Source organism: Luteitalea sp., assembly GCF_022842525.1.
GTDB lineage: Bacteria > Acidobacteriota > Vicinamibacteria > Vicinamibacterales > Vicinamibacteraceae > Luteitalea.
Genome location: NZ_JALHPM010000178.1, coordinates 1 through 12941 on the forward strand (window position 1 = coordinate 1; position 12941 = coordinate 12941).

At 70.6% G+C, this 12941-nt stretch carries 11 protein-coding genes; 7 read left to right on the forward strand and 4 right to left on the reverse strand.

Features of this window, described 5'->3' with window-relative positions; translation table 11 throughout:
* Nucleotides 1-91: 91 nt before the first annotated feature.
* From Q0C41_RS24985 to Q0C41_RS24995, 3 genes are all read left to right on the forward strand, one after another.
* Complete coding sequence (locus Q0C41_RS24985; RefSeq protein ID WP_291988543.1) at nucleotides 92-1321, forward strand: DUF6596 domain-containing protein; 1230 nt, start codon at nucleotides 92-94, stop codon at nucleotides 1319-1321.
* 125 nt (nucleotides 1322-1446) lie between these two features.
* Nucleotides 1447-2679: a PQQ-dependent sugar dehydrogenase gene (locus tag Q0C41_RS24990; protein WP_291988545.1), complete on the forward strand. Its 1233-nt coding sequence runs from the start codon at nucleotides 1447-1449 to the stop codon at nucleotides 2677-2679.
* 334 nt (nucleotides 2680-3013) lie between these two features.
* Nucleotides 3014-3592, forward strand: a complete 579-nt coding sequence (locus Q0C41_RS24995; RefSeq protein ID WP_367079305.1) for a hypothetical protein — start codon at nucleotides 3014-3016, stop codon at nucleotides 3590-3592.
* Between the two features lie 185 nt (nucleotides 3593-3777).
* On the opposite strand, the gene Q0C41_RS25000 is transcribed toward Q0C41_RS24995, so the two are convergent.
* From Q0C41_RS25000 to Q0C41_RS25010, 3 genes are all read right to left on the reverse strand, one after another.
* The gene (locus tag Q0C41_RS25000; protein WP_291988550.1) at nucleotides 3778-5130 is read right to left on the reverse strand and encodes a DUF1552 domain-containing protein; all 1353 of its coding nucleotides are present in this window, start codon (nucleotides 5128-5130) and stop codon (nucleotides 3778-3780) included.
* Nucleotides 5127-7694 carry a DUF1592 domain-containing protein gene (locus Q0C41_RS25005; protein WP_291988551.1) on the reverse strand — a complete coding sequence of 856 codons (2568 nt, stop codon included), beginning with the start codon at nucleotides 7692-7694 and terminating at the stop codon, nucleotides 5127-5129. Before Q0C41_RS25005 ends, Q0C41_RS25000 begins: the two co-directional genes overlap by 4 nt.
* A 135-nt stretch (nucleotides 7695-7829) precedes the next feature.
* A complete protein-coding gene (locus Q0C41_RS25010; protein ID WP_291988553.1) occupies nucleotides 7830-8267 on the reverse strand; it encodes an FKBP-type peptidyl-prolyl cis-trans isomerase in 438 nt (145 codons plus the stop codon).
* Nucleotides 8268-8509: 242 nt separating this feature from the next.
* Between Q0C41_RS25010 and Q0C41_RS25015 the strand changes: the two genes are divergently transcribed.
* The 3 genes from Q0C41_RS25015 to Q0C41_RS25025 are packed head-to-tail and all read left to right on the forward strand — an operon-like array spanning nucleotide 8510 to nucleotide 10423.
* Nucleotides 8510-9076, forward strand: a complete 567-nt coding sequence (locus Q0C41_RS25015) for a hypothetical protein (protein ID WP_291988555.1) — start codon at nucleotides 8510-8512, stop codon at nucleotides 9074-9076.
* Nucleotides 9073-10014: a hypothetical protein gene (locus Q0C41_RS25020; protein ID WP_291988557.1), complete on the forward strand. Its 942-nt coding sequence runs from the start codon at nucleotides 9073-9075 to the stop codon at nucleotides 10012-10014. The genes Q0C41_RS25015 and Q0C41_RS25020 overlap by 4 nt, the downstream gene beginning before the upstream one ends.
* A gap of 7 nt (nucleotides 10015-10021) precedes the next feature.
* A complete protein-coding gene (locus tag Q0C41_RS25025; RefSeq protein WP_291988558.1) occupies nucleotides 10022-10423 on the forward strand; it encodes a hypothetical protein in 402 nt (133 codons plus the stop codon).
* Here the strand turns inward: Q0C41_RS25025 and Q0C41_RS25030 are convergent.
* Nucleotides 10410-11609, reverse strand: a complete 1200-nt coding sequence (locus tag Q0C41_RS25030; RefSeq protein WP_291988560.1) for a multidrug effflux MFS transporter — start codon at nucleotides 11607-11609, stop codon at nucleotides 10410-10412. The genes Q0C41_RS25025 and Q0C41_RS25030 overlap by 14 nt on opposite strands.
* Nucleotides 11610-11811: 202 nt before the next feature.
* Here Q0C41_RS25030 and Q0C41_RS25035 point away from each other — a divergent pair, with 202 nt between their 5' ends.
* The gene (locus tag Q0C41_RS25035; RefSeq protein ID WP_291988562.1) at nucleotides 11812-12732 is read left to right on the forward strand and encodes a DUF4097 family beta strand repeat-containing protein; all 921 of its coding nucleotides are present in this window, start codon (nucleotides 11812-11814) and stop codon (nucleotides 12730-12732) included.
* Nucleotides 12733-12941 lie beyond the last annotated feature (209 nt).

Consider the following 12941-nt stretch of genomic DNA (forward strand, 5'->3'; position numbering starts at 1 on the left):
ATCTGGACGACGCCCTCGCCTGGGCGGCGCGGGCCCCGTGCGCCGAGACGGCGGGCGTCGAGGTGCGGCCGGCGCTGCTGCCGATGGCGTGATGTCGGCCGATCTGGCGCGGCGCGCCGCCGAGGAGGCGGCGCGCCATTCATACGGGCGGCTGCTGGCGTACCTCGCTTCTCGGACGCGCGACGTCGCCGCGGCCGAAGATGCCCTGGCCGACGCGTTCCACGCCGCCTTGCACACCTGGCCGGCGCGCGGCGTGCCCGCGTCTCCCGATGCGTGGCTGCTGACGGCGGCGCGGCGCTCCCTCGTCAGCAGTCATCGTCGGCAGCGCGTCCGCACGCAGGCCGAGCCCATCGTCGCGCACCTGCAGGCCCTGGCGGCCACGCCAGCGGCTGACACGTTCCCCGACGAACGCCTGAAGCTGCTGTTCATCTGCGCTCACCCGGCCATCGAGGCGAGCGTCCGCGCGCCGCTCATGCTGCAGGTGGTGCTCGGCCTGGACGCGGCCCGGCTGGCCTCCGCCTTCCTCGTGGCACCCGCGACGATGAGCCAACGACTGGTGCGGGCCAAGACCAAGATTGCCGCCGCGGGTATTCCGTTCATCGTCCCCGAGCCGGAGCAGGTGCCGGAGCGACTGGGAGACGTCCTCGACGCGATCTACGCCGCCTTCGGCATCGCCTGGTCGGAAGTCGTGCACGGCACGGAGCGCTGGATGGACGTGGCAGACGAGGCCATCTGGCTGGCCAGCCTCCTGGTCTCCCTGATGCCTGACGCCGCGGAGGCCCGCGGGCTGCTCGCGCTGCTGCGGCACAGCCATGCCCGCCGGGCGGCCCGCCGCGATGCCGGCGGACGCTTCGTGCCGCTGAGCGAGCAGGACGTCGCCGCATGGGACCTCGCGGCAATGGACGAGGCCGACCGCCAGCTCCAGGCCGCGGCGGCACTCGGGCACCCGGGTCCCTATCAGATCGAAGCCACCATCCAGGCGGCCCACGGCTTCCGGCGGCACGGGGGCGCCGTGCCGTGGGGCGTCATCGCCGACCTGCACGACGCGCTCGCCACGCTGGCGCCGTCGCTCGGCGTCATGGTGAGTCGGGCCGCCGCCATCGGGCAGGCTCGGGGGGCTGGCGAAGGCATGGCCGCACTGGCGGGCCTGGACGAGGGGCTGACGCGGACCTATCAGCCGTACTGGGCGCTGCGCGCGCACCTGCTGGCGGAACTCGGCGACACCGTGTCGGCCCGCGAGGCCTACGCACGGGCAGCCGGCCTGACGACGGACCCGAGCGTGCGCCGGTTCCTGCTCACGCGCGCCCAGAGCCTCGCATAGGCCACGCCCGCGGTTCCCGACTCCCGACTCCCGATTGCCCTGCTCCGGTTGCCGGTTCCCGGTTCCCGGATCCCGATTCCCGGTATCATCCCCGCGTCACTCTCACTTCCTCACGGAGCACGTTCATGTCCCTCTCTCGCCTGACGGGTCTCGTCGTGGTGGCCGGCAGCGGCCTCGCGCTCACCGTCGCGCTGTCGGCGCAAGGTCCAGCCGCGCCGCGCACCTACAAGTTCTCCGCCGCCGATCTCCCGGCACCGTCCGACCCGCATCCGAACCCGGCCAAGCTGATTCCGAGACCCGAGGGCGCGACGCTGACGCTGCCGCAGGGCTTCTCCGCCACGCTCTTCGCCTCGGGCGGCTTCAAGCGTCCGCGCAACCTCGCCCAGGCCCCCAACGGCGACGTCTTCGTGGTGGACTCCGGCCCCGGGTCGATCTGGGTGCTCCGCGACGCCAACAAGAACGGCACCATCGACGAGGGTGAGCGCAGCGAGTTCGCCACCGGCCTCAAGCAGCCGTTCGGCCTCGCCTTCACGAAGGGCGCCCTGTATGTGGCCGCCACCGATCAGGTCGTGAAGTTCCCCTACGCGGCCGGCGACCAGAAGGCCACCGCGCCCGCCACGAAGATCACCGACCTGCCCAACGGGCCAGCCGGACACTGGACCCGCAACATCGCCTTCGCGCCCGACGGCCGCACCTTCTACGTCACCGTCGGCTCGTCGGACAACATCGCCGTGGATCCCGATCCGCTGCGCGCGACCGTGCTCCAGTTCAACGCCGACGGCACCGGCCGCAAGACCGTGATGACCGGCGTGCGCAATGGCACGGGCCTCGCCGTCAACCCGACCACCCGTGAAGCCTGGGTGACGGTCCAGGAACGCGATGGCCTCGGTGACGACCTCGTGCCGGACTTCATGGGCAAGGTGGTGGCTGGCCGCACGTACGGCTGGCCGTACGCCTACATCGGCGCCCATGAGGATCCGCGTCACGCCGGCAAGATGCCGGACGTGGTGAAGAAGGCCGCCGTGCCCGAGGTGATCTTCGAGCCGCACGCCTCGGCGATGACGATGACCTTCTACACGGGCAAGACCTTCCCGGCGCGCTACCGCTCCGGCGCCTTTGCCGCCTTGCGCGGGTCGTCCAACCGCGTCAAGCGTACGGGCTACAAGCTCGTGTACATCCCGTTCGAGAAGGGCCAGCCGACCGGCGGCTACGAGGACTTCGCGACCGGCTGGATGCTCGGCGACGACAAGCCCGAGGTGTGGGGCCGCCCGGTCGGGCTCACCCAGCTCCAGGATGGCTCCCTGCTCGTCGTCGAAGACGGCAACGGCACCATCTGGAAGATCAGCTACCAGTCGTAGCTGCCGGAGTCTCTCGTAGCTCCGCAGTCTCTCGTAGCTGCCGGACTTGTCCGGCAGCCTCCTCGGGATTCGGGAGTCGGGAGTCGGGACATTCCTGGAAGCGTTCTCCAGGGGATACGAAAACTGGAGTCGGAACTGTAGCCGTCGACCTTCAGGTCGACGGTCAGTGATCTTCGACATTGAGGGGCGAGGCACGACAGTTGGGCAGGGTCGGCTCTCCGAGCCGGCCGTCACCTTGGAGGAACACACGATGCGCAAGATGATTCCGATGATGGTCGTGGCCGTGATCGCGACGGCCGGTACGGTGCTGGTGCACGCGCAAGCGTCGCCGCAGATGTCGTTCTTCATCACGAGCGTCGGCTCGGGCAAGGGTGCCGACCTCGGTGGTCTGGCCGGTGCCGATGCGCACTGCCAGGCGCTTGCGAAGGCCGTGGGTGCGGGCGGCAAGACCTGGCACGCCTATCTGAGCGCGACGGCCGCGGACGGCAAGCCGGCGGTGCACGCGAAGGACCGGATCGGCACCGGGCCCTGGCACAACGCCAAGGGCGAGGTCGTCGCCAAGGACCTGGCCGACCTCCACGGCGAGGCGCCGCTCTGGACCAAGCAGACGGCCCTCAACGAGAAGGGCGGCGTCGTCAACGGCCGCGGCGACACGCCGAACATGCACGACATCCTGACCGGCAGCAAGCAGGACGGGACGCTCTCGGACGGTGACGCCGCATCGGCGACCTGCAGCAACTGGACGAGCAGCACCGACGGCAGCGGCAGCGCCACGGTCGGCCACTTCGACCGCACCGGCGGCGGCGCCGCCCCCACGTCGCTCAACGCCGCCCACCCCTCGCGCGGCTGCAGCCAGGCCAACCTCGTCGCCACCGGAGGCGCGGGGTTCTTCTACTGCTTCGCGTCAAAGTAAAAAGGGCGAAAAGGGCAAACAGGGCGAAACGACACCACCGAAGGTCGAAGGGCCAACGGCAGAAAGGAAGAAGGGGCGAAGCCGCACCGTGGCTTCGCCCCTTTTGTCCTTCAGGCCTTCGACACTTTCAGGCTTCGATTCTGTCGTTTTGCCCTGTTTGACGTTTTTGCCCTTTTGACCTTTGACTACGAGACACCCGTGAGGTGTTCGAGTTTCCCTGTGCTGTCGCCGAGCGACTCGGCGGGGACGCCCATGCCGTCCATGAGCGTGAGGTACAGGTTGTTCATCGGCGTCTGCGAGTCGTAGACGACGTGGCGGCCGGTGCGGAGGAGGCCGCCGCCCTGGCCGACGATCATCACGGGCAGGTCCTCGTGCGTGTGGCGGTTGCCGTCGCTGAGGCCACTGCCGTAGACGATGAGGGACCGCTCGAGCAGGTTGGAATCACCCTCCGGCGTCGCCTTCATCTTGCCGACGAAGTAGGCGAACAGCTCGGCGTGGAAGACGTTGATCTGTTCGACCCGCGCCATCCAGTCCTTGTTGTTGCGGTGATGCGTCAGCGGGTGGTGCGGGTCGGGCACGCCGATCTCGGGGTACGTCCGCATCGACCCTTCGCGTCCCACCATCATCGTCACGACACGTGTGAGATCGGTCTGGAAGGCGACGACCTGCAGGTCGTACATCAGCTTGACGTAGTCGGCAAACGCCACCGGAATGCCCGTCGGCTTGTCGATGCCGGGACGCAGGTCGCGCATGTCGCTCTCGGCGACCTCGATCTGGCGCTCGATTTCGCGCACGGCGTGCAGGTACTCGTCGACCTTGCGGCGGTCGCTCGCGCCGAGCGTGCTCGACAGCTGCTTCGTGCGCTCGCCGACGACGTCGAGGATGCTGCGGCGGGCGAGCAGGCGACGCTGGCGCGCGGCGGGGTCGAGGTGCGCGTCGGCGCCGAAGAGGCGCTCGAAGACGAGGCGCGGGTTGGTCTCGGGCGGCATCGGCGACGTCTCGCTGCGCCACGACAGGCTGTTGCTGTAGGCGCAGCTGTAGCCGGAGTCGCAGTTGCCCACCGTGCGCGAGTCGTCGCAGCCCAGTTCGATGGAGCCGAAGCGGGTGGCCTTGCCGATGTGTTGCGCGACGATCTGGTCGGCCGAGATGCCGTTCTGGATGTCGGCGCCGGCGGTCTTCTTCGGATGGACGCCGGTGAGATACGACGCCGCCGCCCGGGCGTGGTCGCCTGGGCCGTCGCCGAGTGCCATGCCGTTGCGCTGCGCCAGCCCGCTCAGCACGAGCATGTCGTCCTTGTACGCGGCCAGCGGCTTGAGCACCGTCGAGAGTTCGAAGGCCGACCCGGTGCCCTGCGGCGTCCAGCCGGTCATCGACACGCCGTTGGGCACGTAGGTGAAGACGAGGCGCTTCGGTGCGGCCCCGGTCGGCACGGCCCGCGCGAGCGCCGGCGTCATGGCGTCGAGCATCGGCAGGGCGACCGCGGCGCCGAGGCCCCGCAGGAACGTGCGACGTGGCAGGTGCGTGCCGGTGATGATCATGGCGCAGTCACTCCGGCGGGCGCGGCCCGCCGCATCTGGAACGGCAAACTGGTGACGATCTCGAGCACGAGCCCCGAGAACCTGTAGTCGTGCTGCGGCAGCCGCTGCACGATGCCGCGAACCGTCGGCTTGTCGTGGCGCTCGAGGCCGCGTCCGAGCGCGTAGATCATGAGCTTCGAGGTCAGCGCGCGGGCGAAGTCCTGCCGGTCCTGCAGCAGGATGGTGCGCAGTTCGGACGGCTGGTGGAACGTGCGACCGTCGGGCAGTTCGCCCGTCGGGTCGATGGCGAACTTGCCGTCCATCGCCCGCCAGGCACCGATGGCGTCGTAGTTCTCGAGACCGAAGCCGAGCGGATCCATGCGCCGATGGCACGACGCGCAGGTCGGGTTGGCACGGTGCGCCTCCATCTGCTGGCGCAACGACGCCGTCTGCCCGACGGCGGTCTCGTCGAGGGCCGGCACACCAGCCGGCGGATCCGGTGGCGGCGCGTCCAGCAGGTTGTCGAGCACCCACTTGCCGCGCAGCACCGGCGAGGTGCGCGTCGCATACGAGGACACCGTCAGTACGCTGGCCTGCGTCAGCACGCCGCCCCGCTGGCCGCCCGTCAGCTCGACGCGACGGAACGTCGGCCCGGCCACGCCCTCGACACCGTAGTGCTGCGCCAGCCGCTCGTTCAGGTACGTGTACTTCGCATCGAGGAACTCGAGCACGCTCCGATCCTCGCGCACGATGTGCTCGAAGAAGAGCTGCGTCTCGTTGCGCATCGAGAGGCGGAGGTAGTTGTCGAAGGTCGGGAACTTGTCGCGGTCGGGCACGACCGACTCGAGGGCGCGGAACTGCAGCCACTGGCCGCCGAACTCCTCGACCAGGGCCTTGGCCTTCGGGTCGGCCAGCATGCGGCGGACCTGCGCCTCGAGCGTGGCCGGCGTGCGCAGCATGCGGCGATCGGCGAGGCGACGCAGTTCGGCGTCCGGCAGGCTCGACCACAGGAAGTACGACAGGCGAGACGCGAGCTCGTGGTCGCTGACGGGCACGGCCTGTGCCCCGGCCACCGCCGGGCGATCCTGCTCGATGCGGAAGAGGAAGTCCGGCGACACCAGCAGCGCCTGCAGCGCGATGGCCAGGGCCTCGTCGAACGACTCCCCCGCCTTCTGGGCCCGCGCCATCACCGCGACGTACGGCGCCAGTTCCTCACGCGCCACCGGGCGGCGGAACGCGCGCTGCGCCACCGCCGAGATGTTCTTCAGCCCGCACCAGGCTTCATGTGGGGTTGACGGCCCGTTCGGAGAACGGGCCCTACCCGGTGTGCCGGCCCTCCTCTTGACGACGTCCGTATGCACGTGGCCGCAGGCGTAGATGGCCTTCAGGCTCGCCGCCGCAGGCCTGGTCTCTGGCTCGAAGGGCCCGGCCAGTTCGAGGCGGCCGACGCGCGCGGTGTTGATGGCCGCCGTCTTCAGCGCGGCCATGCGCTGGTCGAAGTTCTTGCGCGCCTGCTCGAGCCGCTCCGGCGTCGCGTTGCGCGGCGGCGTGAACTCGGGCACGCGATGCTGCTCGGGACGCGCCGACGGGTTCGGTCCGTTGAACCGGGCCGGCAGCCCGTCGTACAGGTGCAGGATGGTGGCCGCGATCCACCGCTCACCGACGGCGAGCGGGACCGTGAACTCCAGCGTCTTGCCGTCGAGCTCCTGCTCGTCTTCGTCGAACGACGCCTGCGCGGCCGGGTCGAGTGTCTGCTCGGCGACGAGCACACCATCGACATGCAGGCCGATGCGCACCGGCATCGATCCGAGCGGCCGCCGACCGTTCAGGAACAGCCGCACCAGGTACTTCCCGGGCACGGCCACGCGATGTGTCGCATGCGCCGAGTTGGGCAGGCTCAGGCCTGTCGTGTCGTAGGTCGCGGGCACAGCCCGCACAGGGGCGACGACGGCGGTCGGTGCCTTCAGGCGGACCAGCGTCGGCGCCTGCGGCTCGTAGCCGAACATCGCCGTGCGCACGACCTTCTCGGCCGCGCCCATGTACTTCTCGAGCAGCACCGGCGACAACGACAGCACGTCGGCGATGTTGTCGAAGCCATACCCGGCATCGTCCTGGGGGAAGTCGTCGGCGGGACGGACGTCGATGCCGAAGAGGTCGCGGACCGAGTTGTTGTACTCGGTGCGATTGAGGCGGCGGGCCGTGATGCGACCGGGGTCCGGTGGGGTGACGCGCTCGAGGCGCGCGAACTCCCGCTCGATCCACGCCGAGACGGCCTCGACGTCCTTCGGGTCGGGCCGCTCCTCGTCCTCGGGCGGCATCTCGCCGGTCCGGATCTTGAGCAGCATGTGCTCGACGTCATCGAGATGGGTGGCCACGAGGTCGGCCGACTCGATCCGCTCGAAGTTCATGCCGCCCTTCTGCCGCCGGTTGTTGTGGCAGTCGGTGCAGTTCTTCTCGAGGAAGGGCTTGACGACGGCATCGAAGGCCGCGCGATCGGGCTCGCGGTCGTTGGCCGGGGGGCCAGACGACGCGGATGCGGCCAGGGAGGCCACAGCCACGAACAGCAGGATGAGTGCGCGCCGCACGGGGGTCCCGGCATTGTAAACCGGGGCTGGCCGCCACAGGTAGCGGGGCCTGCGAGGGACCGTCGGACTGAAGTCCGACGGCTACGTCTCTGCGGTCGGCGACACAGTCCGACGGGGACCGGACGCAGGGGCGACCTACGTCGCGGAAATCACGATGTCGTTGAGGCGCACCTCGAACACGAGCGTGGCGTTGGGCGGAATCGAGCCACTCCCGGTCGCCCCATAGGCAAGGGCCGGAGGAATCACGAGCCGCCTGACGCCGCCAACGCGCATGCCTGGCAGGCCCTGCTCCCAGCCCTGGATCACCTGCCCAGCCCCAAGCACGAACTGGAACGGCGTCCGGCCGGTCTGGAGCGACGTGTCGAACAGGTTGCCCTTGTTGTCGGTCGTCGCCGTGCTGTAGAGCCAGCCGAAGTAATCCACGACCATACGTGATCCGTTGACGGCCTCGGCTCCGGTCCCTGCCGTGAGGTCGGTTGCCGTCAGCGGCACGTTGGCCACCCACGTCTGATCGACGGCCGTCGGCGCGGTCGAGCTGCTGCCGCCACAGGCGGCCGCGGTCACGGAGGTCATGAGGCCCAGGAGCAGGGCGCGGCGAGAGGGGTGGCTCAGGTCGGTGTGCATCCAGTCGTTGAGCGTAACAGACCAGGTACGTGAAGATTGTTAATTTTCCGTGGAAATCCTGCTGGGTCAGAGGGCCCGACCACCAGCCCGACCGCGGCGTCCAAAGTCCCGGCCTCGCCGGGCCTGGCCGGCGCACACGCGTTCCCCGGGGGCGATGGTTCGTTTGCGTGCCGCCCAGCGTTCGAGCAGGCATGCGCCTCACGCTCCTGTTCGTCGTCCTGTGCGCGCTGGGCGTGGCCCCGGCGCGCGGCGATGCCCCCGCACCACACCCTCGAGGCCAGACGGCGCGTCCGTCTGCCATGGACCCGCCACCGGCGCGACGCACGGGCCGGATGCCCGCCGTGATCCAGGTCACCCCGCCCGGAGGCGCTGCGCCCACTCACCTGGTCATCACGATCCCGAGTGATCGGCTGGCCTCCGTCCTCAGGACGCCGGTCGCCGTGGGTCAGGCGGCGCCCGTCGATGCCCCATCGGGCGGCGTGCTCCGCCATGTGCTTGCCGCCACCTTCCTGTCCCTCGCCGTGCTGAGTGTGCCGTGGCTCTGGAGTCGGCGCCTGCGGCGGAGCGCCGTGGTGGCACTGGCTCTGACCGTGACCGCCGGCACGGCGCTGGTCCGCGCCGACATCGCGGTGCCCCGGCCCCGACCCGCCCCACCCGCGCCAGGCCCCGCCCCCACCCGCACGCCCCAGACCGTCGAAGTCGTCATCGTGCCCGGCGCCGGTCCGGTGCAGGTGCAGGTCACGTACGCACGGCCATGACGAGACTCGGCCCGCTGGTGGTGGCGCTGGCCGTGGCGTGCGCGGCGTGGCCGGCGGGCATGGCCGTGGCCGTGGTGCTGCTCTGCGCGGGGCCGCACAACTGGTGCGAGGCGCGCTACTTCCTCGCGCGGATGCCGGCCCGATGGGGACCGCTCCGCCCCTACGTGCTGGCGGGCGGCGGAGGGGTCGCGCTCCTCGCCGCGAGCTTCATCGCCATGGCGGTCGCGACGACGCACGGACAGGCGTCGACCGACGCCGTGTGGCTCGCCCTCAGCGTCTGGCACACGGCGCTCGTCGGCTGGATCGCCCTGCTGGTGACCCTGCGCCAGCGACTGCCGCACGCCCCGGACTGGGGATGGATGGTGCCACCGGCGCTGGTGTTCCTGGCCGCCGCGTGGGCCGTCCCGCTCTGGGCGAGCGTCGCGCTCGTCTATCTGCATCCGCTGCTGGCGCTCGTGTTCCTCGACCGCGAACTGGCGGTGCGCCGTGTGCCCTGGCATGGCGCGTATCGCGCCACGCTGGCCTGCGTGCCGCTGCTCCTCGTCGGACTCTGGTGGACCACGGCAACGCCCAGCGCGGCCGCGGTGGCCTCCCCGCCGGAGTTGGCGCAGGCCGGCGCCTTCCTGCTGCCGGCGGGCGCGGCGGCGGCGGTGCTCGCGACGCACGTATTCCTCGAATCGCTGCACTACCTGGTCTGGATCGTCGGCATCCCGCTGGTGACCGCCGCAGCACCGTGGCACCTGCGGCGCGTGCCACTCGCCATGCGATCGCGCGGCTGGCGGCGCGTCCTTGCCATCGTCCTCGGCGTCGGCGCCATGGCCGTCGGCGTGCTCTGGATCGCGTTCGCGGTCGATTACGAGACGACGAGGCAGGTGTACTTCACCGTCGCCATCGTCCACGTCCTGGCCGAGGTGCCCTTCCTGATTCGGCTCGCGTGAGCGCCGGATGATGCTGCCGATCCCATCGCCGGAGGCGCTGTGGCGCTGGGTGCCCCTCGGCTTCGTGCTGACGGTGGCACTGGAACTGCCGGTCCTGCTGGTGGGGCTGTCGCCCTGGGGGCGATCCCGCTGGCGTGCTGCGCCGCCGCACCCCACCGTCGGTCAGCGCGGCGCCGCAGCCGTCTGGCTGACCGCCGTCACCTATCCCATCGTCGCCGTGGCGCTGCCACTGGTGCTCTGGCCGCGGGCGCCGTACGCGATCTACGTCGGCGTCGCCGAGGCGTTCGCCATCACCGGCGAGTGCCTCCTCTACCGCAAGGTCTGGGGTGGGACGCGGAGCGACCTCGTCGTCGTCGCGATGGCCAACGTGGTGTCGGCGACCGTGGGGATGCTGGTCACGGCGTGGTGACACCGTCGGGTCGACCACCACGACTCAGCACGAGCGCGGCGAATACGAAGACGACGATGGCGGCGGCCATCGGCCGCACCGTCCCATCGAACAACGCCGAGACCCCGAGGGTGGCCAGGCCCGACGTGCCGTACTGCAGCGAGCCGAGCAACGCCGAGGCCGTGCCGGCGTCGCGGTCGAACGGCGCCAGGGCGAGCGCCGTCGTGTTGGGCAGCACGAAGCCGAGCAGCAGCACGAGCAGCAGCACCGGCGACGCGACGCGCAGGACGTCGGGCGTCTGTGTCAGCGCCACGCCCAGGAACGCGATGGCCGCCAGCCACTGCACCGCGAGGGCGCGCGTGAGCACGACGCCGGTCTCCTCGCGCGCCAGGAAGGCGCGGTTGATCTGCGACGCCGCGATCAGTCCGACGGAGTTGAGGCCGAACATCACCGCGAAGCCCGTCGGCGACAGGCCGAGCACCTGCATGTACAGGAACGGCGCACCAGCGATGTAGGCAAACAGCACGCACTGCGCCAGGGCGCCAGCCGCCGCAAAGCGACGGAACCGCCCGTGCCTGGCGACGCGGCCGAAGGCCGCCGCGACGCTGGCCACCGTGAGACTCGTCGCACGCGACGCGGGAGTCGTATCAGGGAGGCCGCGAACCACCGCCACCCATGTTGCCGCGCCGAACGCCACGAGGACGCCGAACAGCCCCCGCCACCCGGCGTGCGTCAGGATCCAGCCCCCGAGCAGCGGCGCGAGAATCGGCGCCACGCCCATCACGAGCATCAGGGACGACAGCACGCGGGCGGCCTCTCGCGGACCGAAGACATCCCTCACGACGGCGCGGGCCGTGACGACGCCGGCGCAGCCGCCGAGCGCCTGCAGGCCTCGCCACACGAGTAACTGATCGACCGAGGTGGAGAGCGCGCATCCCACCGACGCCGCGGTGTACAGCGCCAGTCCGGCGAGCAGCGGTCGTCGTCGGCCGTAGCGATCCGAGAGCGGCCCGTAGAACAGTTGGCCGATGGCCAGCCCGATGAAGAACACCGAGAGGGTGCGCTGCACGGCCGCCGCATCGGTCGCCAGCGCCGCCTGCAGGGCCGGGAAGGCCGGGAGATACATGTCGATCGACATCGGCGCGATCGCCGTGAGGCTGCCGAGCAGCAGGATGAGGCCGGCGTGGCCGCGGGGCGCGTCTGGCACGCCGCATGATGCCTCACGCGTTGGGTCCGTGCGCGTTCCGTCGACCTGAAGGTCGACGGCTACAGTCGTCGGCGGAGCCGTCGCGACATCTCCAGCGGTCGCGGCTGGGACTTGTCCGCCGAAGCGCCGAAGGCGCGAAGGCGGATGAACTCCCGACCGCACCTTCCCGTCAAAGGGCCTGAGTCACTTCGAAGGAGCCTTCATGTCCATGCGTCTCTCGCCCGTGGTGGCGGCCTCGTTGTTCACGCTTGCGCCCGTTCTTGCCGTCGCGCAGCCCTTTCCGTTCGAGCGCACGCTTCAGGTGGGCGCGTCTCCGTCGCTCGATGTCGCGAGCGGCAGCGGCCAGGTCACGGTCCGGGCCGGCAGCGGGCCGACCATCGTCGTGAAGGGCACGGTCACGGTGAACTCGGGCTGGGGCGCCCCGGCCAATGCCGCGGAGCTGGCCAGGCAGGTCGCGGCCAATCCCCCGATCACGCAGGCGGGCGACATGGTGCAGGTCGGGCGTCTCACCGACGAGACCACGCGCAAGGCCGTGTCGATCTCCTACGACATCACGGTGCCGACCGCCGCGAGCGTGGCCGCGAGTTCCGGGTCGGGCGCCGTCTCGGTGAGCGGCGTCAACGGGCAGGTGAAGGCGACGGCCGGCTCCGGTGACGTGACCGTGGCGCGCATCGGGGGCGAGGTCGATGCCAGGTCCGGATCCGGCGACATCAGCGTCACGGACGCACGCAAGGGCGCCAGCCTCTCGACCGGCTCGGGCGACATCGTGGCGAGTCTGAACGGATCGGGCGCCGTCAAGGCGTCGACGGGCAGTGGCGACATCTCGCTCAAGGGCGTGGTGGGCCTCCTGAGCGCGAGCACCGGCAGTGGCAGCATCGGGGTGGAGGGCAAGCCCACGGGCGAGTGGAAGGTGTCGTCGGCCTCGGGCGACGTCCGGATCGCGGTGCCGGCCGACCAGGGCTTCACGCTCGACGCGCGCACCACGTCGGGCAGCCTCGAGGTGGGCGCCGAAGGCGTCACGGTCGAGAAGTCGCCGGGACGCCGACGCGCCGCCGGCGCGGTGCGCGGCGGCGGTCCCACGCTGCGCCTCAGCACGGCCAGCGGCGACATCGCCGTGAAATAGGGCTCAGGGCTCACGACTGCAGGCTGCCCAGCCTGCGCCGAGACCGCATTGACACCGAGAAGCCTCCGATCCCCGAGGCTTCTCACCTCCGCCTCCGCCTCCGCCTCCCCCTTTCCCCTTTCCCCTTTCCCCTTCGGCAGTGTCGTTTCGCCCTTTTTGCCCTTTTTGCCCTTTTGACCTTTGACAGTGCCCCTACCGCACAAACGCCT